The 23176-nt window shown below is 61.3% G+C and carries 25 protein-coding genes; 19 read left to right on the plus strand and 6 right to left on the minus strand.

Annotation, left to right across the window (positions count from 1 at the left end; all coding sequences use genetic code 11):
• The first annotated feature begins 1 nt into the window (after position 1).
• Genes ACRAWE_RS09055 through ACRAWE_RS09075 form a run of 5 tightly spaced genes read left to right on the plus strand, consistent with a single transcriptional unit; the run spans position 2 to position 4751 of the window.
• A complete protein-coding gene (locus tag ACRAWE_RS09055; protein WP_432525259.1) occupies positions 2-1042 on the plus strand; it encodes a FecCD family ABC transporter permease in 1041 nt (346 codons plus the stop codon).
• On the plus strand, positions 1039-1824 hold the full coding sequence (locus tag ACRAWE_RS09060) for an ABC transporter ATP-binding protein (RefSeq protein ID WP_211130009.1): 786 nt from the start codon (positions 1039-1041) through the stop codon (positions 1822-1824). The genes ACRAWE_RS09055 and ACRAWE_RS09060 overlap by 4 nt, the downstream gene beginning before the upstream one ends.
• Positions 1812-2609, plus strand: coding sequence for a nicotianamine synthase family protein (locus ACRAWE_RS09065; protein WP_049240002.1), 798 nt, complete (start codon positions 1812-1814; stop codon positions 2607-2609). The genes ACRAWE_RS09060 and ACRAWE_RS09065 overlap by 13 nt, the downstream gene beginning before the upstream one ends.
• Entirely contained in the window at positions 2602-3909 is a 1308-nt protein-coding gene (locus tag ACRAWE_RS09070) for an opine metallophore biosynthesis dehydrogenase (protein WP_063919294.1), read from the plus strand. Before ACRAWE_RS09065 ends, ACRAWE_RS09070 begins: the two co-directional genes overlap by 8 nt.
• Positions 3906-4751, plus strand: a complete 846-nt coding sequence (locus ACRAWE_RS09075) for a DMT family transporter (RefSeq protein WP_019454880.1) — start codon at positions 3906-3908, stop codon at positions 4749-4751. The genes ACRAWE_RS09070 and ACRAWE_RS09075 overlap by 4 nt, the downstream gene beginning before the upstream one ends.
• A gap of 67 nt (positions 4752-4818) precedes the next feature.
• On the opposite strand, the gene prc is transcribed toward ACRAWE_RS09075, so the two are convergent.
• The 3 genes from prc to ACRAWE_RS09090 form a co-directional block, all read right to left on the minus strand.
• A complete protein-coding gene (prc, locus tag ACRAWE_RS09080) occupies positions 4819-6867 on the minus strand; it encodes a carboxy terminal-processing peptidase (protein ID WP_019454879.1) in 2049 nt (682 codons plus the stop codon).
• A gap of 19 nt (positions 6868-6886) precedes the next feature.
• Positions 6887-7597, minus strand: a complete 711-nt coding sequence (gene proQ, locus ACRAWE_RS09085; RefSeq protein WP_019454878.1) for an RNA chaperone ProQ — start codon at positions 7595-7597, stop codon at positions 6887-6889.
• Positions 7598-7693: 96 nt separating this feature from the next.
• On the minus strand, positions 7694-8191 hold the full coding sequence (locus ACRAWE_RS09090) for a GAF domain-containing protein (RefSeq protein ID WP_019454877.1): 498 nt from the start codon (positions 8189-8191) through the stop codon (positions 7694-7696).
• A gap of 256 nt (positions 8192-8447) precedes the next feature.
• Here ACRAWE_RS09090 and yebS point away from each other — a divergent pair, with 256 nt between their 5' ends.
• The 11 genes from yebS to ACRAWE_RS09145 all read left to right on the plus strand — a co-directional run bounded on the left by yebS (position 8448) and on the right by ACRAWE_RS09145 (position 21090).
• Positions 8448-9695 (plus strand): membrane integrity lipid transport subunit YebS, encoded by a 1248-nt coding sequence (gene yebS / locus ACRAWE_RS09095; RefSeq protein ID WP_211130011.1) that lies wholly within the window; start codon positions 8448-8450, stop codon positions 9693-9695.
• Positions 9664-12294 (plus strand): MlaD family protein, encoded by a 2631-nt coding sequence (locus ACRAWE_RS09100; RefSeq protein ID WP_432525260.1) that lies wholly within the window; start codon positions 9664-9666, stop codon positions 12292-12294. Before yebS ends, ACRAWE_RS09100 begins: the two co-directional genes overlap by 32 nt.
• Before the next feature lie 102 nt (positions 12295-12396).
• Positions 12397-13833: a 16S rRNA (cytosine(1407)-C(5))-methyltransferase RsmF gene (gene rsmF, locus ACRAWE_RS09105; RefSeq protein WP_432525261.1), complete on the plus strand. Its 1437-nt coding sequence runs from the start codon at positions 12397-12399 to the stop codon at positions 13831-13833.
• 259 nt (positions 13834-14092) lie between these two features.
• Positions 14093-14629 (plus strand): Csu type fimbrial protein, encoded by a 537-nt coding sequence (locus ACRAWE_RS09110; protein WP_019454873.1) that lies wholly within the window; start codon positions 14093-14095, stop codon positions 14627-14629.
• A gap of 274 nt (positions 14630-14903) precedes the next feature.
• Entirely contained in the window at positions 14904-15440 is a 537-nt protein-coding gene (locus tag ACRAWE_RS09115; protein WP_063919290.1) for a Csu type fimbrial protein, read from the plus strand.
• Positions 15441-15442: 2 nt separating this feature from the next.
• Positions 15443-15946, plus strand: a complete 504-nt coding sequence (locus ACRAWE_RS09120; protein ID WP_197667533.1) for a Csu type fimbrial protein — start codon at positions 15443-15445, stop codon at positions 15944-15946.
• Positions 15940-16482: a Csu type fimbrial protein gene (locus ACRAWE_RS09125; RefSeq protein WP_154747907.1), complete on the plus strand. Its 543-nt coding sequence runs from the start codon at positions 15940-15942 to the stop codon at positions 16480-16482. Before ACRAWE_RS09120 ends, ACRAWE_RS09125 begins: the two co-directional genes overlap by 7 nt.
• Positions 16483-16502: 20 nt before the next feature.
• Complete coding sequence (locus tag ACRAWE_RS09130; RefSeq protein ID WP_019454868.1) at positions 16503-17270, plus strand: fimbrial biogenesis chaperone; 768 nt, start codon at positions 16503-16505, stop codon at positions 17268-17270.
• Positions 17271-17316: 46 nt separating this feature from the next.
• Positions 17317-19764 carry a fimbria/pilus outer membrane usher protein gene (locus ACRAWE_RS09135; RefSeq protein WP_432525577.1) on the plus strand — a complete coding sequence of 816 codons (2448 nt, stop codon included), beginning with the start codon at positions 17317-17319 and terminating at the stop codon, positions 19762-19764.
• A 16-nt stretch (positions 19765-19780) separates the two neighbouring features.
• The gene (locus tag ACRAWE_RS09140; RefSeq protein ID WP_177342836.1) at positions 19781-20716 is read left to right on the plus strand and encodes a Csu type fimbrial protein; all 936 of its coding nucleotides are present in this window, start codon (positions 19781-19783) and stop codon (positions 20714-20716) included.
• A gap of 134 nt (positions 20717-20850) precedes the next feature.
• Positions 20851-21090 carry a YebV family protein gene (locus ACRAWE_RS09145; protein ID WP_019454865.1) on the plus strand — a complete coding sequence of 80 codons (240 nt, stop codon included), beginning with the start codon at positions 20851-20853 and terminating at the stop codon, positions 21088-21090.
• Positions 21091-21145: 55 nt separating this feature from the next.
• Here ACRAWE_RS09145 and ACRAWE_RS09150 read toward each other — a convergent pair whose 3' ends face one another.
• Together ACRAWE_RS09150 and ACRAWE_RS09155 are read right to left on the minus strand one after the other, a co-directional pair.
• Positions 21146-21745, minus strand: coding sequence for a hypothetical protein (locus ACRAWE_RS09150; RefSeq protein ID WP_063919288.1), 600 nt, complete (start codon positions 21743-21745; stop codon positions 21146-21148).
• Between the two features lie 4 nt (positions 21746-21749).
• Positions 21750-22142 carry an ASCH domain-containing protein gene (locus tag ACRAWE_RS09155; protein WP_019454863.1) on the minus strand — a complete coding sequence of 131 codons (393 nt, stop codon included), beginning with the start codon at positions 22140-22142 and terminating at the stop codon, positions 21750-21752.
• 51 nt (positions 22143-22193) lie between these two features.
• Here ACRAWE_RS09155 and ACRAWE_RS09160 point away from each other — a divergent pair, with 51 nt between their 5' ends.
• Both ACRAWE_RS09160 and yniD read left to right on the plus strand, forming a co-directional pair.
• Positions 22194-22445, plus strand: coding sequence for a hypothetical protein (locus ACRAWE_RS09160; RefSeq protein WP_154747905.1), 252 nt, complete (start codon positions 22194-22196; stop codon positions 22443-22445).
• A 24-nt stretch (positions 22446-22469) separates the two neighbouring features.
• Positions 22470-22562, plus strand: a complete 93-nt coding sequence (yniD, locus tag ACRAWE_RS09165; protein WP_019454861.1) for a small membrane protein YniD — start codon at positions 22470-22472, stop codon at positions 22560-22562.
• Positions 22563-22600: 38 nt separating this feature from the next.
• Here yniD and ACRAWE_RS09170 read toward each other — a convergent pair whose 3' ends face one another.
• Positions 22601-22756 carry a hypothetical protein gene (locus tag ACRAWE_RS09170; protein WP_019454860.1) on the minus strand — a complete coding sequence of 52 codons (156 nt, stop codon included), beginning with the start codon at positions 22754-22756 and terminating at the stop codon, positions 22601-22603.
• 156 nt (positions 22757-22912) lie between these two features.
• On the opposite strand from ACRAWE_RS09170, the gene ACRAWE_RS09175 reads away from it, so the two are divergent.
• On the plus strand, positions 22913-23122 hold the full coding sequence (locus ACRAWE_RS09175; protein WP_004931526.1) for a hypothetical protein: 210 nt from the start codon (positions 22913-22915) through the stop codon (positions 23120-23122).
• Positions 23123-23176 lie beyond the last annotated feature (54 nt).

Here is a 23176-nt window from a genome sequence, read left to right on the forward strand (position 1 = left end):
CGTGGCCCGCACAGGACGTGATTTTTTGCAACGGCGCAGGCTGCGCCGCGGGCTATTGACGCTGGCGCTGCTCGGCGCGCTGTTGGCGGCGGCCGCCATCGATCTGACCGTCGGCGCCGCGCATCTTGGCCTCGCGGATATCGTGCGAATGCTCCGGCCCGGTTCTACGCCAGGCAACGAGCTGCATCAGGTGGTTTTCTGGTCGATTCGCTTGCCGATGACGCTCACCGCCCTGGTGGTCGGCGCCAGCCTGGCGCTGGCCGGCCTGCTGATGCAGACCGTGCTGGCCAACCCCCTCGCCAGCCCCTATACGCTAGGGATCTCGGCTGCGGCGGGGTTCGGCGCGGCGCTGTCGATCATCACCGGCTTCAGCCTGGGCGGCGCGCTGGCGCTGGGCACGCCGTTGCTGGCTTCGCTGATGGCGTTGATCGCCTGCGTGCCTATCTATCTGCTGGGACAACGCCGGGGCATGACGCCGCAAATATTGGTGTTGAGCGGCATCGTCGTGCTGTTTTTCTTTCAGTCGCTGCAATCGCTGCTGCTGTTTCTGGCCGCGCCGGAGGCCATGCAGCAAATCGTCTTTTGGCTGTTCGGCAGCCTGCTCAAAGCCAATATGCACGGGGTGGCGATCACCGGCGCCGTGTTGCTCTGCGCGCTGATCGTCAGCCTGCGGCAGGCCTGGCGCCTTACGGCGCTGTCCGCCGGCGAAGAGCAGGCACAGGGGCTGGGCATCAACGTCAGCGCGCTGCGCAAGCTGGCCTTTCTGCTGGCGACCTTGCTGACGGCCGCCTCGGTCTCTTTTGTCGGCACCATCGGGTTCGTCGGGTTGATCGCCCCCCATTTCGCCCGTTTTCTGGTCGGGGAGGATCAGCGTTACCTGATCTGCATTTCCGCCCTCTGCGGCAGCCTGCTGCTGCTGTGCGCGTCGATCGTCGCCAAGCTGGTGATGCCGAACGGCGTGGTGCCCATCGGCATCGTCATCGCCCTGATCGGCGTGCCGGTGCTGTTTTACTTCGTCACCCGACAGGTTAAACGCCCATGACTCAGCTGACCCTCACCGGCGTCGACGTCACGCTGCATCGCCGCCCGCTATTGGCCGACGTCTCCCTGAGCTGGCCGGAGGCAAAACTTGGCGGCATCATCGGCCCCAACGGCGCCGGCAAGTCCACGCTGCTGAAAGCGATTAATCGCATGTTGCCGTACAGCGGCGAGATTGCCTACCGCGAGCGCCCTCTCGATCCGAAAACCAGCCGCATCGCCTATGTACCGCAGCTTAATCGCTGCGATTCGGCACTGACCGCTTTTGAAATGGTGCTGTTGGGCAAGGTACGGCAGTTGGGATGGCGCGTCAGCGCCGCCCAGGCCGATGCGGTCGAACAGGCGCTGGCGGAATGCGGCATTTCCGCGCTCGCCGATCGCCCCTTCAACCGTCTCAGCGGCGGCCAGCGACAGTTGGTGATGCTGGCTCAGGCGTTCGTCTCTCAACCGCAGCTCATTTTACTCGACGAACCCACCAGCGCGCTGGATATCCATCACCAGCTGCGCGTGCTCAATCAGATCGCCGACTACGGCCGGCGTCATCGCTGCATCACGCTGCTGGTGATCCACGATCTGGGGCTGGCGCTGCGTTATTGCCACTCACTTACGCTGCTCGAGCACGGACGCGTCGTTTGCCACGGCGAGACTCATCAGATGATGGGACACCCAATGATGTCTCGCGTATTTGGCGTCGGTATCGAAAACGGCGTCAGCCCGCAGGGCTACCCCTATCTGCTGCCGACACAGCTGTTACACGCACACGGAGAATCCCCATGTACACCCTGACCAAGGCGGACATGCTGGCGCAACTCGCCGGTTTGCAACAGGAAATTCACCAGCTACACCGCTCCGCCCGGCAAGATCGGCGTAATTTTTCCCTGCTGGAACGCCGCTTCAGCCGCCTGCAAGCCTTTAACGACGAACCACAGCTGCAGGCCTACCGTCGAAAACTGGAAAACGACCGTTTGATAACGGCGCAGATCGCCCAACTGCGGGCAACAGCCAATGCCGCATTGTGCGACTACGAGAAGCATCGCGTCTCGGCACTCTGTCGGCAACCGGCACAGACTAACGCCTACCTGAACAGTTTCGATCGCGCCCTGCAGTTGGAGATCGCCGCCGCCGGCATCCAACCGGGCGAGCGGGTGTTGCTGGTGGGCAGCGGCGCCTTGCCCACCACGGCGCTGGCGCTGGTCGCCAGGCTTGCCGCCACCGTCATTTGCTACGATTGCGATCCGGCGGCCCAGCGGTTTGCCCGCCGCCTCACGCGCCATCTGGGGCTGGTGCGGCAGATGCCCTGCATCGACAAGCTGCACGGCCTGACCCGCAATGACGTCGATCACATCATCATCGCCTCTCTGGTAGCCGACAAGCAGGGCTTGCTGAGGGAGCTGCGGCCTTTGCTGCCGCAACGCGGCAAATTGCTGGTGCGCTATGGCAATGGCCTCAAGTCTCTCTTTAACTGCCCTTACCATCACCAGGCCGCCGGTTCGCCGTGGCGCATCAGCGGTAAACCGCTCGCCACCCCGCTGTACGATCTGTTGATTCTGGAGCCTCTCCGCCATGAATAATGCCTTTTCCACCCTGATTCTGGGCGCCGGCCCGGCGGCTATCCAATTGGCGGCGGATATCAAGGCCGCGGCCAATGCGCGCATCGGCCTGTACAACCGCCCCAGCGAGAAAGGACAACGCCTGCGGCATCATTTGGCTCACGCGCCCAGCCTGTCTCTGACGGGCGCCGGTAAGGCGCAGCGCACCCAAGGCGATACGCAAGTGACGATCGACAGCTATTGCGATGACCTGTCACTGGTCGGCGGTGACTGGCACCGACTGATCCTTGCCGTCCCCGCCGATCAATATCATGACGTGCTGCGGCAGGTGCCATGGGCGGCGTTGCCCCAGCTGCGCTCACTGATCCTGCTCTCTCCTTCCATCGGTTCCGGCCTGATGGTGCAAAGCCTGCTGCAGGACGCCGGGCAATCCCACGTCGGGATCATCAGCCTGTCGAGCTACTACGCCGATACCAAATACCAGGATGCCGCGCAGCCTTACCGCGCTTACACCAAGGCATTCAAGCAGCGGATTTATCTGGCCGGCCAAAGCCCATCGTCAGACCGCGCCGAACTCGATTGGCTTTGCGCGGTGCTGGCGCGTCACGGCATCGATGCCCAGCGCTGCGACAGCCTGCTGGCCGCCGAACGCTTCAGCATCACCAACTATGTTCATCCCCCGCTGGCGCTGGCCGATACCACGCTACAGGCGATCTTTCAGCCGCAGGCGCCGATACAGTACCTGTATAAGACCTACCCCGAAGGCCCTATCTGCCCCGAGACGATCGCCGACATGCTGGCGCTCTCGCAGGATTACCGGCAGTTGCTCAACCGGCTCGGCGTCGAAGCCATCAACCTGCTGCGCTTTTTGAATGACGACAATTACCCGGTGCCGCCTCGTATGGTAAGCCGCCGCTGGATTGACCAATTCCCGCAGCTCGCGCCGGCGGAGCAACGCTACGCGCTGTTTGCGCGCTATACCGCGCTGCTGGTCGATCCCTATTCCGAACCGGACGCGCAGGGCCGCTACTATGATTTTTCCGCCGTCAGGGTCGCCCGCGTCTTCCAGGATGCGCAGGGGTTATGGCGACTGCCGCGCGTGCCGCAAGAGGACGTGCGCAAACTGCGCGTTCTGGTCTTGCTGGCGCAGCGGCTGGGCGTCGAGATGCCCGCCGCCCAGCGCCTGTTGGCGCGCTTTCAGCAGGCGCTGCACAGCTTCGTCACCCGGATCGGCGCCGAGCATTGTCATCGTTCATTGCTGGACGATACCTGCCGCGAGCAGGCGGATATCACCTACCGGCAGTGGCGGAGGCAAGCATGAATCAGGGTGCGCTGCTGGCCATTTTCGCCTCGCTGATTTTCAGCGTCATGAACGCGCTGGTCAAAACCATCGCCGACGTCATTCCCACCGGAGAGATCGTGTTCTTTCGCAGCAGCATCGGCTGCCTGCTGGTTCTGCTGCTGATGTATCGCCACCGCGTCGCCTTCAGCCGTGAAGACCGGCCGCTGCTGGTATTGCGCGGCACCATGGGCGGGCTGTATCTGATCTGTTATTTTTACAGCATCGCCCACCTCACGCTGGCCGATGCCAGCATGCTGGCCTACCTGTCGCCGTTTTTCTCCATTTTGCTCTCCTTGCTGGTGCTGCGTGAGCGGGTCAACGCCAATACCGCGTTTTGGCTGGCGATGGTCATCATCGGCGCGGTGCTGCTGGTGCGGCCGTGGCACTTCTCGGCCTATACCCTGGCGTCGCTGGTCGGCGTGATGAGCGCGGTGTTCGCCTCGATCGCCTATCTGTCGGTCAACAAACTCAGCAAACGCCACCATAACTACGAGATCGTGTTCTACTTCCTGTTCATCGCAACGCTGATCTCGCTGCCGCTGATGTGGCAGTCATTCGTCTGGCCCAACGCATACCAGTTTGCCATTCTGCTCGCCATAGCGCTGGTGTCGTTGCTGGGACAGGTCGTCTTAACCCAGGCCTTCTCTTCCGATAACCTGATCGTGGTCTCGGTGGTGCGCTATATCGGCATCGTGTTCAATATCGCCTGGGGCTGGCTGTTCTGGCACGAAGTCCCACTGCTGCTGTCGCTGGTCGGCTGTCTGCTGGTGGTGGTTTCCTGCATCCGGCTCGGGCTGCGCCACCGCAAGAAAACCGTCTGAACCGCGCATACCGCAGCCATAAAAAAACGCACCCGAGGGTGCGTTTTTCATTCTGCCAACCGCCGCCTTATTTGGCCGGCGTCGGTTGCTGAGCGGGCTGATCCTTCTCCAGATGAGCCAGGTCCAGCGCGATATGCACGGTTTCATCCAGGTACGGATCCGGTTCCTGGTAATCCTTCGGCAGATCGTCGAGCGATTTCAGCGGCTTCTTGCCGGCGCGCTCCAGACGCTCGTTGATGCGTTTCAGACGGGTCGCATCGTCATCGTGGTTCTCTTTCTCGCGCACCGCCAGATTGAGGGACACGATGTTGCGTTTATCCTTCAGCGCCTTGTAATGCGCGATATCCTGCGCGATGTACTGGAACTCCGGATTCTGCGCGATGCGCTGCTGGTGATCTTTCAGCAGCTCCGGCTCGAACGGCGTCAGATCGCCGGTCTTGCTGTAGGTCGCCGCATTGATGCTGTCCCACGGCATGGCGTTGTCTTCAAACGCTTCGCCGGTTTCCGCCGGATCGACGCCGGTCGGCATCAGAATGTCCGGGGTCACACCTTTGCGCTGGGTGCTGCCGCCGTTGACGCGGTAGAACTTCTGAATGGTGTACTGCACCGACCCCAACGCCGGCCACTCAGGGCGCAGCATCTGATCGTAGATGCGGTTCAGCGAACGGTACTGCTGCACGGTGCCTTTACCGAAGGTCGGCTCGCCGACGATCAGCGCGCGGCCGTAATCCTGCATCGCCGCCGCGAAGATCTCGGAGGCGGAGGCGCTGAAGCGATCGACCAGCACCACCAGCGGGCCTTTGTAGTAGGTCACGCCGTCGGTGTCGGCGTCTTCACGCACTTTGCCGTTGTTGTCGCGCACCTGCACCACCGGGCCGCTTGGAATGAACAGGCCGGACAGCGAGACCGCCTCGGTCAGCGCGCCGCCGCCGTTAGTGCGCAGATCGATGATCACGCTCTTGACGTTCTGCTTGGCCATCTTCTGCAGCTGCACTTTCACGTCATCGGTCAGGCCGACGTAGAAGCCAGGGATGTCGAACACCGCCACCTTCTCTTTGCCGACGGTCTTGATGGTCATTTTCACCGCGCGGTCTTCCAGGCGGATGCGCTCGCGGGTCAAGGTGACCACGCGGGTTTTAGTGCCCTTGCCGGCCGGCAGGATCTCCAGGCGCACCTTGCTGCCCTTCGGCCCTTTGATCAGCGACACCACGTCGTCCAGACGCCAGCCGATCACGTCCACCATCGGTTTGCCGGCCTGGCCGACGCCGACGATGCGATCGCCCACGGTGATCGCCTTGCTCTTCGCCGCTGGGCCGCCCGGCACCATCGAGTTGATCAGGGTGTAATCGTCATCCATCTGCAGCACCGCGCCGATGCCTTCCAGCGACAGGCTCATCTCGGTGTTGAACTGCTCGGTGTTGCGCGGCGACAGGTAGTTGGTGTGCGGATCGATTTCATGCGCAAAGGCATTCATCGCCAGCTGGAAAACGTCTTCGCTGTTGCTTTGCGTCAGGCGCTTGATGGCGAACTGATAGCGCTTGGTCAGCGTGTCGCGGATTTCTTTGTCGGTCTTGCCGGTCAGCTTGAGGTTCAGCTCGTCATAGGTGACTTTCGCATCCCACAGGCTATCCAACTCGGCCTTGTCTTTCGGCCACGGCGCTTTGCTGCGGTCGAGATCGATAGTGCCGTTGCCGGTAAAGTTCATCGGCTTTTCCAGCAGCGACAACGCATAGGTGTAACGCTCGAAACGGCGTTTCTGCGCCAGATTGAACAGCGCGTAGAAGGTATCCAGCTTGCCGGTTTTCAGCTCTTCGCCAACCTGATTGCGTTTGCCGGCGAACTGCGCCACGTCGGAGGCCAGCAACACGTTATGGTTGTAGTCCAGCATGTTCAGGTAGCGATCGAAGATCTTGCCTGAAAACTCCGCATCGAGCGCGAACTGGCGGTAATGAGAGCGAGTGAAGCGCGAGGTAACGCGCTCACTCACCGTAGCGTGCTGAGGTTCCTGTTGCAGTTGGGGCAATTGGCCGATGCGGATGTTGGCTGTTTCCGCACCGTAACTGACACCCGCCCACAGCAGCCCTGCAATCGCTGTTAATCTGACGAATTTGTTCATGCCTTGGTTGGCCTCCGTATCAGAACTGCAAGTGTTCTGCGCGCACAATCATCGCCAGACCGGAAGAGAGCTGCACACGTACGCCATCTTTAGCGATTTCGAGTACGGTAGCATCCATCGCGCTCTTGCCTGCTCTGACTTTGATTTCCTGGCCAATTTGCAGTGTAGAGATATCCGTGACTGGCGCATAACGCGGCTGGCTTTCCTCTTTTGCTGCACGAGGTTGGCGAGCGGGCTGCGGGCGAGTTTGTGGGCGCGGCTTGCGGGTTTCCGGCGCGGCTCCGCCTTCGCGACGTGCAGCGGGCTTTTTACCGGCTGGACGCGGACGGCGCGGAGCGGCATCGGCGGATTCGCCGGCGGCTTCACGTTTTTTGGCGTTTTGTTCGGCACGCTGTGCCTGAACGCGCGCTTTGGCTTCTTCAAGCTGCTGGCGAGCATGATCGACATGCTGCTGCTCCAGTTCACCGCACGGATTGCCGTCCAGATCGACGCGCTGAGCGCCAACCTTGACGCCGTACAGGTAACGCCAGCTTGAGGTGTATAGGCGCAGGGCAGAACGCAATTGCGTTTTGCTGAGATTCTCTTCCCCCTGCACGCGCTCTACCAAATCCTGAAAAATACCGATTTTCAGCGGACGAGCTTCGCCTTCGGCGCTAAAGCAGAGCGGAAAACGCTCGGCAAGAAAAGCAATGACTTCTTTACTAGAGTTCAACTTAGGTTGATTTTCCATGAAATTTCCTGATTACAACGGTATTGCCAACAAGCCACAGGCATGAACAGGCGTCATTATAATGACGCCATCGGTAATTGCCACGTTAACCGTCGATCAACTTGCCGCCACAGTCACATATTTCGCACTGTCGCACTGTTCCAGTTGCTCACAAAGCCCCGCCACCACTGCTTTCAGGCCCGCTTCGTCCTGTTCGTCGAAGCGTTGATAAACCGTGCTGTCGATATCCAAAACGCCGATCGCCCGGCCGCCAACCGCCAGCGGCAGCACGATTTCCGCGTTGCTGGCCGCATCGCAGGCGATATGGCCCGGAAACGCATGCACGTCGCCGACGCGCTGCACGCGATTTTCCGCCACCGCCGTGCCGCACACGCCCTTACCCACCGGAATGCGCACACAGGCGATCTTGCCCTGGAACGGCCCCAGCACCAACTGGTCGCCCTCCATCAGATAGAAACCGACCCAGTTCACGTCATCCAGACGCTCGTTGATCAGCGCGCTGGCGTTGGACAGCGCCGCGATAAAGTTGGTTTCCCCGCCGAGCAACGCGCTCAGGTCACGTTTTAATTCCGCGTAGAATTGTTCTTTTGTCATGTGTTAACCATTGCAACAGTGAAGATGGCCAGAAGCCCAAAGCTTAGGCCCTATAAAATAAGCATTAAATGCGTATAGCCACAAGGTTAATCATCTGTTGCTTCACAAAACCCCGCCGCTCAGGGTATGTTTGCCGCTCAGAATCCCGGTTTACCTCGTTTTTACCGTCCGGCGCCCGATCGCCGGTGACGCGGCCGGTTTATTTTTCAGCTACGCTGACAGTTCCGGCGGGCTCAAGGGCAGCTACTTGTCAAAAATGAAAATACACGCGATCACCGCCCCCCTTTCCAAAGCGCGCCACCAGCGCTGCTGCGAGTGCGACCTGCTGTTCGTGCTGCCGCCGCTCAGCGGCAACCAGGCCGCCTATTGCCCGCGCTGCAACGCCAAGGTGGTGAGCGGCCGCGACTGGTCGATGACGCGCCTGACCGCCATGGCGATCGCCATGCTGCTGCTGATGCCGTTCGCCTTCACCGAGCCGCTGATCAGCATTCGTCTGCTCGGCACGCGCATCGACGCCAGTTTGCTGGAGGGCATCTGGCAGATGAGCCGCCAGGGCGATCCGCTCACCGCCAGCATGGTGGCGTTTTGCACCATCGGCGCCCCGCTGACGCTGGCGCTGTCGCTGCTGTACCTGCGCTTCGGGCATGCGCTCGGCATGAACCTGCGCCCGGTGCTGTTGATGCTGGAGCGGCTGAAAGAGTGGGTGATGCTGGACATTTATCTGATCGGCATGGCGGTGGCGGCGATCAAGGTGCAGGATTACGCCGACATCCAGGCCGGCAGCGCGCTGATCGCTTACCTGTCACTCACCCTGCTCAGCATCCTGACGCTGATCCACGCCAACCTGGAGCAGCTCTGGGAGCGTTACTACCCGCAGGAGCAGCCGGAAGGCCCGCCGGCGGCGCTGCACATTTGCCTGTCCTGCCACTATACCGGCTATCCCGACACGCGCGGCCGCTGCCCGCGCTGCCACGTGCCGATGTGCCACCGCCAGCCCTACAGCCTGCAGAAGACCTGGGCGGCGCTGATCGCAGCGATGATCCTGCTGATCCCGGCCAACCTGCTGCCGATCTCCATCATTTACGCCAACGGCGTGCGGCTCGAAGACACCATCTTCTCCGGCGTGGTCTCGCTGGCCACCTCCGGCAACGTGCCGATCGCCGCTATCGTGTTCATCGCCAGCGTACTGGTGCCCTTTACCAAGGTGATCGTGCTGATCACGCTGCTGTTCAGCATCCACTTCAAAACCTCGCACAGCCTGAAGACGCGCATTCGTCTGCTGCGCCTGGTCACCTGGATCGGCCGCTGGTCGATGCTCGATCTGTTCGTTATCGCCTTGATGATGTCGCTGGTGAATCGCGACCAGCTGTTATCTTTTACTATGGGACCGGCCGCGTTTTACTTTGGCTCGGCGGTCATTTTGACTATTCTTGCCGTTGAGTGGCTGGATAGCCGATTGATTTGGGATGCACATGCAACAGGAAACGCCGACTACATCGACTGAAGCGCGGGTCAAGAACAAGCGCCGCATTTCACCGTTCTGGTTACTGCCGTTCATCGCCCTGCTGATCGCCGGGTGGCTGGTCTACAACAATTTCCAGGAACGCGGCACCACCGTCACCATCGATTTCCAATCGGCGGCGGGCATCGTCGCCGGCCGTACGCCGGTGCGCTACCAGGGCGTTGACGTCGGCACGGTGCAAAAGATCAGCCTGAGCAAAGATCTGCGCAGCATCGTGGTGGAAGCCAGCATCAAAAGCGATCTGGAAGACTCGCTGCGCGAAGGCACCCAGTTCTGGCTGGTGACGCCCAAGGCCTCGCTGGCCGGGGTCTCCGGGCTCGACGCGCTGGTCGGCGGCAACTACATCGGCATGATGCCCGGCAGCGGCAAGGCGCAAACCCACTTCGCCGCGCTCGATACCCAGCCGAAGTACCGCCTGAACACCGGCGAGCTGATGATTCACCTGCACGCCGACGATCTGGGCTCGCTCAACAGCGGCTCGCTGGTCTACTACCGCAAAATTCCGGTCGGCAAGGTGTACGACTACACCATCAGCGAAGGCAACAAGGGCGTGACCATCGACGTGCTGATCGACCGTCGTTTCGCCAACCTGGTGAAGAACAACAGCCGTTTCTGGAATGTTTCCGGCTTCAAGGGCGATTTCAGCCTGTCCGGCGCCACGGTGCAGATGGAAAGCCTGGCGGCGCTGGTCAACGGCGCCATCGCCTTCGATTCGCCGGCCGATGGCCAGCAGGCCAAGGGCGATCAGAGCTATACCTTGTATCCGGATCTGGCCCACAGCCAGCGCGGCGTCAATATTCTGCTGGACCTGCCGAGCGGCAACAACCTGAGCGAAAACCGCACGCCGCTGATATACCAGGGGCTGCAGGTCGGCACCCTGACCAAGCTGACGTTGCAGCAGGACAGCAAAGTGATCGGTGAACTGACCATCGATCCTTCGGTGGTCGATCTGATGCGCAGCGGTACCCGCATCGTGATGCGCAGCCCGCGCATCAGCCTCAACGACGCCAAGCTCAGCCAGCTGCTGACCGGCACCACGCTGGAGCTGGTGCCCGGTGAAGGCGAACCGCAGCAGCGCTTCAACGTGCTGGACAGCAGCGAAACGCTGCTGCAACAGCCGGGCGTGCTGACCGTCACGCTGAATGCGCCGCAAAGCTACGGCATCGACGTCGGGCAGCCGCTGGTAGTGCACGGCGTGAAAGTCGGCCAAATTCTGAGCCGCACCCTGACCGCCGGCGGCGTGGTGTTCACCGCCGCCATCGACGCGCAATACCGCGGCCTGCTGCACAAAGACAGCAAATTCGTGGTCAACAGCCGCCTCGACGTCAAGCTGGGCATCGACGGCATGGAGGTGCTCGGCGCCAGCGCGCAGGAGTGGGTAGACGGCGGCGTGCGCATCATCCCCGGCAGCAAGGGGGAACCGGGCGGCCAATATCCGCTGTACGCCAACAGCGAAAAGGCCGAGGAAGGCATCGTCGGCAACGCCCCAGCCACCACCCTGACCCTCAGCGCCACCAGCCTGCCGGACGTACAGGCCGGTTCGGTGGTGCTGTATCGCAAGTTTCAGGTGGGCGAGATCGTCAACGTCCGGCCCAAGGCCAACGAGTTTGAGGTGGACGTCTACATCAGCCCGGAATACCGCAAGCTGCTGACCCGCGAAAGCATCTTCTGGGCCGAAGGCGGCGCCAAGGTGCAGCTCAACGGCAGCGGGCTGACGGTGCAGGCTTCGCCGCTCAACCGCGCGTTGAAGGGCGCCATCAGCTTCGACAACCTGCAGGGCGTGACGCTGAACAAAGGAGCCAACCGCGTGCTGTACGCCAGCGAAACCGCCGCGCGCGCGGTAGGCAGCCAAATCACGCTGAGAACCTACGACGCCAGCAAGCTGTCGGCGGGCATGCCGCTGCGCTACCTCGGCATCGACGTCGGCCAGGTGGAGTCGCTGCAGCTGGCGCCTGAGCGCAACGAAGTGTTGGCCAAGGCGGTGCTGTATCCGGAATACGTGCAGACCTTCGCGCGCCTGGGCAGCCGCTTCTCGATCGTTTCGCCGGAGATCTCCGCCGCCGGCGTCAGCAATCTCGATACCCTGCTCCAGCCTTATATCAACGTGGAGCCGGGGCGTGGCCGCGAACTGCGCACTTTCGAGCTGCAGCAGGCCAGCATCACCGATTCGCGCTATCTCGACGGCCTGAGCGTGGTGCTCGACGCCGCCGAAACCGGCTCGCTGCAGATCGGGACGCCGGTGTTGTTCCGCGGCGTGGAGGTCGGCACCATCACCGGTTTCTACCTGGGCGCCATGTCCGACCGGGTGCACGTCGCGCTGCGCATCAGCAAGAAGTACCAGCATCTGGTGCGCAACAACAGCGTGTTCTGGCTGGCTTCGGGTTACAACCTGCAGTTCGGCCTGACCGGCGGTGTGATCAAGAGCGGCACCTTCCAGCAGTTCATTCGCGGCGGCATCGCTTTCGCCACGCCGCCGACCATTCCGCTGGCGCCGAAGGCCACGCCGAACAAGCACTTCCTGCTGAATCCGGAAGAGCCGAAGGACTGGAAAACCTGGGGCACCGCCATTCCACGCGATTAACTTTCGCGATTTCCTCAGGGCCCGGCAACGCCGGGCCCTGTTTTTTTCCGCTTTGTGATAAACTCTCGCCCTTGTCTTTATTGCACCCTGAGAGTTCGCCCCGTGGCCAAATCCACCGCCGTTTTTCTGCCCCCCGCTTTCCTTGACGCCACCCGCGCCATCATGCCCGCCGAGCTGGCGATGGAAGATTTTATCGCCGCCTGCCAGCGCCCGCTGCGCCGCAGCCTGCGCGTCAACACGCTGAAAATCAGCGTCGCCGACTTCCTGGCGCTGGTGCGGGATTACGACTGGCGACTGGAGCCTATCCCCTGGTGCGCGGAAGGTTTCTGGATCGAACGTGACGACGAGGAACTGCGCCTCGGCAGCGCGGCCGAACACCTGAGCGGCCTGTTTTACATTCAGGAAGCCAGTTCGATGTTGCCGGTCAGCGCGCTGTTTGCCGGCGGTGCGGCGCCGAATCGGGTGCTGGACGTGGCGGCGGCGCCGGGATCCAAAACCACCCAGATCGCCGCGTTGATGGGTAATCAGGGCGGCATCGTCGCCAACGAATACTCCGCCAGCCGGGTGAAAGTGCTGCACGCCAATATCAGCCGCTGCGGCGTGAAGAACACCGCGCTGACCCACTTCGACGGCCGGGTGTTCGGCGCCGCGCTGCCGGAGAGTTTCGACGCCATCCTGCTCGATGCCCCCTGCTCCGGCGAAGGCGTGGTGCGCAAGGATCCGGACGCCATGAGCAACTGGTCGCCGGAAAGCGTGACCGAAATCGCCGCCACCCAACGCGAGCTGATCGACAGCGCGTTCCATGCGCTGGCGCCGGGCGGCGTGATGGTTTACTCCACCTGTACCCTCAATGCGCAGGAAAACCAGCAGGTGGTGCGCTGGCTGCTGGACACCTACGGCGACGCGGTCAGCGTCGAGCCGCTGGGCGAGCTGTTCCCCGGAGCCGACAAGGCGCTGACCGCCGAAGGCTTCCTGCACGTGTTTCCGCAGATTTACGACAGCGAAGGCTTTTTCGTCGCTCGCCTGCGTAAACAGCACGCCGTGGCGCCATTGCCGAAACCGACCTATAAAGTCGGTAACTTCCCGTTCGGCCCATTGTCCGGCAAGGAAACGGCGCAAGTCGCCCAGGCTGCCGCCGCATCCGGCTTAAGCTGGGGCGATGACAGCCGGCTATGGGAACGCGACAAGGAGATCTGGCTGTTTCCGGCCGAGCTGGAGCCACTGTTCGGCAAGGTGCGCTTTTCACGCATCGGCCTCAAACTGGCCGAGCGTTTCCCGAAAGGTTTCCGCTGGCAGCATGAGGCGGCGATCGTCCTTGCGGGCAGCGACGGCAAACAGCATTTCGAGCTGGACGCCGCGCTGGCGCAGGAGTGGTATCACGGCCGCGATCTCTACCCAGAGCAGCCACCGACAGGCGACGAGTGCATCGTCACCTATCAGGGGCAACCGCTGGGCATCGCCAAACGCATCGGCAGCCGCATCAAGAACAACCTGCCGCGCGAGCTGGTGCGCGACGGGGTGCTGGATTTCCACCAGTAATCGTCCGGGCGCCGGGGGCTATCCCCCGGCGTTAAAATAACGCTAATAGTATTCTCATTCGTTATTATTCTAATCATTTCACCTTTCGTTATTGCGCCTCCTTATTCTCACCTCCACGCTAAATAAAAAAGTTTTTGGCCTTTGATCAAGACAATTTCGCGTTCTTATCCTATTAATTTAAATGTAAGTAAATTAATGCGTTCAACTCAGCTCTGGGTGGCGTTTTTGCGGGCTTTCTCTGACACGGCAAGGAATCACGATGAAAAAAATTCTGATGGTTTTGACCTCGGTAGCCTCTCTGCTGTGCGTCAGCGGCGCAGCTAACGCAGCGGGCACCATTCAGGGCACGGTGGGCGTGACGATTACCATCGGCGCCGGCTGCGTGGTCACCGGCGGCAACAGTTCCGGTACCACCAACGACTTTGGCTCCATCAGCTTCGGCACCTACTCGTCGCTGGCTAACGTCATCACCGCCAGCGCCACCGGCAGCGGCGGCACCGGCACCCTGGGGCTGAACTGCACCACCGGCACCAACTATACCGTGACGCTCGACAACGGCCTTAACGCCTCGGGCAGCCAGCGGCGCATGGCCAGCAGCGTGCCCGCCTACATCAGCTATAACCTCTACCAGGACAGCGCTCACGCCACTCCCTGGAACAACACCACAAGTCCCTTGACCGGTACCGGCACCGGTTCGGCGGTACCGCTGATCGTCTACGGTCTGGTGCCTGCCGCTGGCACCACCCCGGCGGCCGGCGTGTACAGCGACACCGTCACCATGACCGTTGCCTGGTAATCTCGCCGACTCTGGAGCGCCATCGTGGCGCTCCTTTATTCATTCGAGTAATAATATTCCCATTCATCATTTTCATTATCCCAAACCAGTTCATCCAGGCTGACGCCTTGTTTGCATGAAACCTGCGACCCGCTTAAAAATAAATAAAGTTTTTAATCTTTTAGCGAGACATTCTCGCGTTCTTATTCTATTAATTAATCTGTAAATAGATTAATGCATTTGACTCATTTTTCGGGCTTTTTGGCAGGCTTCTCTACTACGGCAAGGAACCATGATGAAAAAGACTCTGGCGGCATTAACCTCGGCAGCTATTCTGCTGTGCGCCTCTGGTGCCACCTACGCGGCAGGCACCATTCAGGGCACGCTGGGCGTGACCCTGACCATCGGCGCCGGCTGCGTGGTCACCGGCGGCAACAGCTCCGGCACCACCAACAACTTCGGCTCTCTCAGCTTCGGCACCTACTCGTCGCTGGCTAACGTCATCACCGCCAGCGCCACCGGCAGCGGCGGCACCGGCACCCTGGGGCTGAACTGTACCACTGGCACCAACTATACCGTGACGCTCGACAACGGCCTCAACGCCTCGGGCAGCCAGCGGCGCATGGCCAGCAGCGTGCCTGCCTACATCAGCTATAACCTCTATCAGGACAGCGCCCACTCCTTACCGTGGAACAACACGACCAACACGTTGACCGGTACCGGCACCGGTTCGGCGGTACCGTTGATCGTCTACGGTCTGGTGCCCGCCTCGGGCACCACCCCGGCGGCCGGCGCGTACAGCGACACCGTCACCATGACCGTCGCCTGGTAACTATGGCGCGCCTGGCCGTCACCTGCATGCTGCTGTCGTTGGCGGGCGTTTGCCGCGCCGACGTCAGCACCGCGACGGTGGGCGTCAGCGCCACCCTGGTCAAATCCTGTGTCGCCGGCACCACCAGCGGCGGCAACACCACGTTCGGCACCTTCAACTTCGGCACGGTCTACTTCCTGAATACGGCGATAAAGGTAACCGGCCAGGCGAACGCCGGCGCGCTGCAGATCAACTGCAACAACGGCACCAGTTACACGGTGCTGCTCAGCGGTGGGCAGAGCGGCAATACCGCTGCGCGCTATCTGCAAAGCTCAGCGGGCGCCCGCGTGAACTACAACCTGTATACCAGCGGCAGCTACGCTACCGTCTGGGATAATGTCACCGGCGTGACGCAGACCGCTACCGGCCAAAGCGTCTGGCTGCCGGTGTACGGCATGATCCCGGTGCAGACGACACCGGCGACGGGCACCTACACGGATACGGTGCAGGTGACGATAAATTGGTGATTAACGGAACGCTGCGCACTCTGCTGCTGACGGCGCTGATCGGCGCCCCTGCGGCCCATGCCGACACCGTCAGCCAGGGTTTTACGGTCAACGCCTCGATCATCAAAGGCTGCGTGCTCGGCAGCGGCGTCACCAACGTCACCTCGTTCGGCAGCATGAGTTTTGGCCAGGTGGCGTCCTTAAGCAGCCCGATAAAAATTGTCTCGAGCGCCGGCGCCGGCTCGATCCTGATCCGCTGCAACCCTGGACTCAGCGTCAGCCTGGCATTGAACGTCGGCAATAATGTCACCGGCTCCATCGCCAGCGGGCGAAAGCTGTTGAACTCGGCCACCTCGGAAACGCTGGTTTATCAGCTCTACCAGGATACCAACTACACCGTTTTGTGGGGCGACGGCGGCAACGGCGGCGCCGTCCAAACCGTCTCCTCCACCGGCAGCACGCAAGAAATAAAAATCTACGCCAGTTTAATGGCGAGCAGCACCTTGCCCACCAGCGGCACCTACAACGATACGGTCTTAGTGACAGTGAGTTATTGAGCTTTTAAAAGGATCACATTATGCGTAGTACTCTGCTCCGCCTGCCCCTGCTGGCAGGATTGCTGTTAGCTGGCCAGCCGCAGGCCTTCGCCGCCGCCTCCATTCTGATTTGGCCCATCGATCCGGTCATCGAAGACAATCAGCAGGCGACGGCCCTGTGGCTCGAAAACCGTGACAGCAAGCCGGTCTATATGCAAATTCGCGTGCTCGGCTGGCAACAAACCGGCGGCAAAGACGACTACCGCAACCAAAGCGAGGTGGTCGCCAGCCCACCGGTCGCCACCATTCTCCCCGGCAAACGCCAACTGATTCGTCTGATCAAGCAGACGCCGGTCGCCGCCGGGCAAGAACGGGCTTACCGGATACTGGTCGATGAGGTGCCGATCAAAGATAAAGACGGCGCGGCGCCCGATAAGGGCGCGCAGATGGGGCTGAAATTCCAGATGCGCTATTCGGTGCCGCTGTTCGTCAGCGGCAAAGACGTGTGGACCAAGCAGGACTTCGAACACCCGCGCGACTATGCCACCGCCAACCAACCCAAGCTCAGCTACCGCCTGCTGCAGCAAAACAGCCAGCGCTGGCTTGACGTGCGCAATGACGGCATCGTGCACGCCCGTCTGTCGCAGGTCAGCATCCAGGGCAAGCCGCTCAACAACGGGCTGCTGGGGTATGTGCTGCCGGGTTCGCAGATGCGCTTCGCCCTGCCGTCGTCGGGCAGTTTCGCCGCCGGCAAGCTGCAGGCGATAGTCAACGACAACAAACAACCCGTAACCATCCCGGCTTACTGAGCCTGAGGTGCAGGTGAAGCGGATGTCGTCGCCGGCCACCCGCGGCATGCAGCTCAAGCCGCTGGCCCTGGCCGTACTCTGTGTGGCGGTGGAACTGTGGCCGACGTTCGCCGCCGCCGACGATCTGCCGCCGCCGCCCAGCGCCATCAGCATGCCGGATACCACGCTGTATCTGGAGCCGGTGGTGAACGGCCGCCAGACCGGTAAAGTGGTGCCGGTCGCCTACCGCGGCGGCCACTATTATTTAACGCCGCAGCAGCTGATCGACGCCGGCCTGCCGGTGGCGAACAAGCAGGCGAAAGAGATCGCCGTCGATCTGCTGGATAAGGTCGAGGTGACCTACAGCGGCGAAACGCAGCAGTTGCTGATTTCGGTGCCCAACGACTGGCTGCCCAAGCAAACCCTCGGCGACACGAATCAGGAACAGCGTCTGCCGGCGCAGAGCAGCCTGGGCTTTTTGCTGAATTACGACGCCTACGTCAGCCAAAGCGGCGGGCGCGGCAATCCGGGCTATTTTTCCGCCTGGAGCGAACAGCGGCTGTTCGATGGCTTCGGCGTTTTCGCCAACACCGGCATCTTCCGCAGCAGCTTCAACGGTGAGACCGCCGCGCAGCAGAACAATCGCTATATCCGCTACGACAGCAGCTGGCGCTACAGCGACGACGACACCATGCTCAGCTATACCGCCGGCGATCTCACGACCGGTTCGCTGCCCTGGACCAGCTCGGTGCGCATCGGCGGCCTGCAGGTGGCGCGCAACTTCGCGACCCGCCCGGACCTCATAACCTACCCGCTGCCGCAGTTCTCCGGCCAGGCCGCCGTGCCGAGCAGCGTCGATCTGTACATCAACAGTTATAAAAACACCTCCGCCAACGTGAACCCTGGCCCGTTCACCCTGAACACCGTGCCCTACATCAACGGCGCCGGTCAGGCGACGGTGGTGACCACCGATGCGCTCGGCCGCCAGATCAGCACCACGGTGCCGTTCTACGTCGCCAGTTCACTGCTGCAGGCCGGGTTAAGCGATTTCAGCCTGTCGGCGGGCGCGCTGCGCCAAAACTACGGTTACCGCTCCGCTGACTATGGCCAGTGGGTGGCCAGCGGCAGCGGTCGTTACGGCGTCACCGATTGGCTCACGCTCGAAGGGCGAGCGGAAGGTGCGGCGGAGCTGGCGGTCACCGGCGCCGGTGCCGGGGTGCGCCTTGGGCAGTTGGGGGTGCTCAATGCCTCCTACAGCTACAGCCAGGCGGGCAGCGACGCCTTCAACGCCCCGCCGGTCACGCCGCTGTATTACGATCCGATCACCGGCCAGCCGGTACAGCAACCGGATGCCGGGCCGGTCTATCAGTACACCGGCCGCCACGGCGATCAAACCAGCCTGAGTTACACCTACAGCAACCAGTATTTCAGCCTCAACGCCCAACGGGTGCTGCGCAGCGCGGACTTTGGCGATCTTTCCACCTATAAGAGCAGCTACCGGCTGAGCCGCCGCACCGATCAGCTGACCGGCAGCATCGGCCTGAGCCGCTTCGGCAGCCTGGGCGCCGGTTATTTCGACGTGCGCGACGCCATCGGCCAGCGCACCCGTCTGATCAACCTGTCATACAGCCTGACGCTGTGGCGCAATATCAGCCTGTACGCCTCGGCAAACCGCGAAATTGGCGGCGACGGCTACAGCTCGCAGCTGCAGATCAGCATTCCGTTCGATGCCTGGGGCACCGCCAACGTCAGCACCGCGCGCGACGCCGGCAACCGCTGGAGCGAGCGCGTCGCTTATAGCCGCGCCGCGCCGACCGACGGCGGTTTCGGCTGGAACCTGGCCTATGCCGGCGGCCAGGGCAGCAACAGCGATTATCGTCAGGCGGACCTGACCTGGCGCACCTCGCTGCTGGAAACCCGCGCCGGGCTGTACGGCAGCCGTAACGACTACACTCGCTGGGGGGAAGTCAGCGGTTCGCTGGTGGCGATGAACGGCGGCGTGTACGCCACCAACACCATCAACGACGCTTTCGCCCTGGTATCGACCAACGGTTACGCCGGCATTCCGGTCAGCTACGAGAACCAGCGCATCGGCGTCACTAACGATAGAGGCTACCTGCTGGTGCCCACCGTCACCTCGTATTACCACGCCAAATTCCAGATCGATCCGCTCAACCTGCCGGCGGACGTCAATTTGCCGTCGGTGGAAAAAACCGTCGCCATTCGCGATCACAGCGGCTATCTGGTCGAGTTCCCCGTTCAGCGCCTTTCCGCCGCCGACGTGGAGCTGGTCGACGCGCAAGGCAAACCGCTGGCCAACGGCAGCCAGGTCGCGGTGATTGGCGGCAATCAACAGAGCTACGTCGGATGGGATGGCATGACTTACATCGATCCGGTACAGCAACACAACCGACTGAGCGTAATCCCGGCCGACGGCGGCCCGCCGTGCCAGGTCAGTTTCAGCCTGGCCAATCCGCAGGGGCTGCAACGCGTCGGCCCTCTCGTCTGCCAGTAACACACGGAGAAGAAGAATGATGTCTCGGCAAGTGAAAATCTTTTTGGCGGCGCTGCTGTTGATGTGCGGGCAACGCGCGATGGCGGACTGCGCCACCACCAACGGCACGGTTACTCTGCCCAGCAGCAACTCTTTCGCCGTCTACAACGGCCAGATAAGCGCCCAGGGCACCGCTGGGCTGAACTGCACCGGCCTGGGGCTCAACCTGTTGACGCAAAACACCGTCACGGTCAAGATCGCATCCACCACCAATAACATGGCTTTGCTGAATACCAATGGCTCCGGCGATAAAATTTCCTACCTGATCTATCCAGATTCTAACTACCAGTACCCTTACAGCGTCGGTCAGACCATCGATTACAGCTCGCTGAACCTGCTGTCGCTGATCCTGATCTCGTCCAACGTCAACTTTCCGGTATATATCAAAACCGTCGCTGGGGCGAACGTCAGCGCCGGCACCTATACCGACACCATCAACCTGGTGTGGAACTACCATATTTGCGGCCTGGGTCTGATCGGCCTGTGCATCTGGTGGGACGGCACCAACCAGCCCAGCACCGTGACCGTGACCGCAATCATCACCAAGAGCTGCCTGATCAATACCGCCAACAACGTCAACTTCGGCAGTATGGCGCTGGTGGGGCAATTCAATCCGATCAACCAAAGCATCACCCTCACCTGCACCAAATCGCAGGCGTACAGTTCCTACTTTACCAACGGCAACAACCCCATCACCGGTTGGCGGCAAATGCTCAGCGGTACCAGCAACTTCCTCCAGTATCAGATCTACCTACCCAATACCAGCACCGTGTGGAGCAGCACCAACGCGCAAAGCGGCACCGGCACCGGGTTGGCGCAAAGCATTCCCTTTACCGCCGCCATCAACCCGGCGCAGACCGAAGTGCCGGTCGGCACCTATCAGGATAACGTCAGCTATGTCGTGACCTATTAGGGCGGCCGCTAGCGCCCAGGAAGAATGTTGCCAGAATGTATTTTTTATGTGGCATTTTTTGCTCATTTGGCTATGCTCATACCGATGGCCTTACTGGTCTAACCTCCTACCACATCATTGAGCAAGGAGTTTCCATGAGCAAAACCGTCGTAAAAATTGGCAGCTTCGAGGTCGATGACGCCCATCTTCACGCTACCGCCGATCGCGCCGGCACCCTGAGCATCCCTTGCAAGTCCGATCCGGACCTGTGCATGCAGCTCGACGGCTGGGATGAACACACCAGCATTCCGGCGATCCTCAACGGCAAGCGGTCGCTGCTGTACAAGCAACACTACGATCGGCAGGCGGACGCCTGGGTAATGCGGCTGGCATGAAAATGCACCAGAGCTGCTGACGACGCGCTGCTTTCATCAGAAACAGCGCGTTTTTTTATGCGATGGCGATGCCGCGGCCGGCAAAGAAATGGGCGAAGCGGTTGAGGGGCAACCGTACCCGCTCCCGCGTCGCCGGGCTGTCGCCCGAAGGATTATGAAAGGTCACGCTCTGCGCGTCGGCGGCGGTGATCAGCACCAGATGCCCGCCCCGCTGCGGCGGTACGCTCTCGGGCCGACGAATCGAAGGATGCACCGAGGCGATAAAGTAGCGGCATTCGCTGAACAGTGCCGGTACCTCGGCGGCCTCCAGCCCTACCTTCACCGTCGCCCGCAGCGCGAACTGTTCGCGCACGTACTCGACGAACGGCGCGTAGATCAGCCCCTTTATCCGTTCGCCTTCGCGTACGTAGGCGCCATAGGGCAGGCTGCGGCGCGCCAGCTCCAGCAGCGACGGCGCTTCACCATCGCGATGGCCCAGCACCATTTTCAGGCACGCCATACCGCACACGTGGTTGGCCCACTCGACGTACTCCGCCCGATCGCGGGCGCCGCTGCGCGCCCAATTCTCGTCTTGCGCCAGCGTGGTGCGACCGGCGATCAGATCGGCGGCCAGCTCCGGGCTCGCCCACTGGCACTCGTAAGGAACGGCGCGCATGAGGTTAGAATTTGTCGACGACTTTGAAATTCATCAGCACCAGCGTCATATCCGGCGAGAACAGATCGTATTCTTCGAAGAAACGCTGCAGCTCTTTGCGCCAATGCGCCAGTGAACGGTCGCCCTCACCTTCAGCATAGGCGTGCGCCTCATCCACCTGATCGTAGGTTTTCATTTCTACCGCGGTCAGTTCAACCGCACAGACCGGCTCGCCCTTGCCGTCCACCACCAGGAACAGATCGCCAGCCTGCGGGATCCCCTCGCCATCCAGGTTGGAACAGGTGGCCGTTTTGGTGCCATTCAGGATCAATTGCACCACTTCATCGGCCTGCTGTTCGGTATCGCCGAACGCCCAGCGTTCAAGGTGCTCGTATTTCTGTGGAATTGCCGTCGCCATGATTATACCTTTTGGAAAAATGCCTTAATGCAGACAGGATAGTACAACGTATTGCCGGCCGTCTGCATCCGTCGCAAGCGCGACTGCGCGTTCCGCCACCGCCGCCTTTACGAGTTTTTACCGTTCTTCGCTGTGCCTGCCGCCCTGCCGGGCGCATACTGTGGTTATTATTCACCCAATGGCGACCCGGCAATGCGACAAGACGACATCGATGCTGACGATACCTTCAGCGATTTACTCAACGGCGTCGCCTTGGCGACGCTTTTTCTCATCGCGCTCGTCGGCGGCTGGTATTTCAGTTAAGGAGGCGGAGTGGCGACAAAACGCATGGGCCACAAGCTCAGTAAAATGGTGGTGGTACTGCTGTTGATCTGCCTGGCGTTGCTGCTGTTGCGCTGGGCGGCGATAGCCTTCGGTTAACTCAGCGAAACGACGCCGGCCAAACGCCGGCGCCCTGTTCACCGCCGCTGCGGCGCCGCGGTCGGTTCCAGCAATTCTCGCAGATAGGCCAGCCGCGCTTCTCCCTGCGGCAACCAGCGGCGACACAGCCAATGCTGCGTTTCACCCGTGCGGCTGAGGCGGTAATACTCCGCCAAAGTTTCGACCCAGTTCATGATGTGTCCTCCTGATTTCAACACCGTAAGTATTGGGCGTAAAAACCAGAAGAAATACTGATGGCTTGTTTTTTATGCTTCCTGTTTTAGGCGGCCGGTAGCGAAGCCGCAGTTCAACTGCTACATTGGGCAAAAATCAACCAGCCGAGGTAGGCCATGACGTTCTCGGAACAGGAGATTAAACCCGTATGGGATGAGGTCGCCCGCCTGATCGGCGACGGCGTGATGCAGCTGCGCCATCGTGGCGAAGCGCTGTCGGTGGAAACGCTGGAAAAACATCTGGCGCGGCAGCTGGCGGACAGCAACGATATCGAACGGCGCATCCTGCTCGGCGCCGCCATCAACATGCTGAAAGGCGGAAAATGAATCGCCAACCGAAAAGGTTGGCGATCCGACAGAAGCCCGAGGTATGCAAGCCCG

It is taken from the genome of Serratia sp. BFP-2025 (assembly GCF_050880365.1).
GTDB lineage: Bacteria > Pseudomonadota > Gammaproteobacteria > Enterobacterales > Enterobacteriaceae > Serratia > Serratia surfactantfaciens.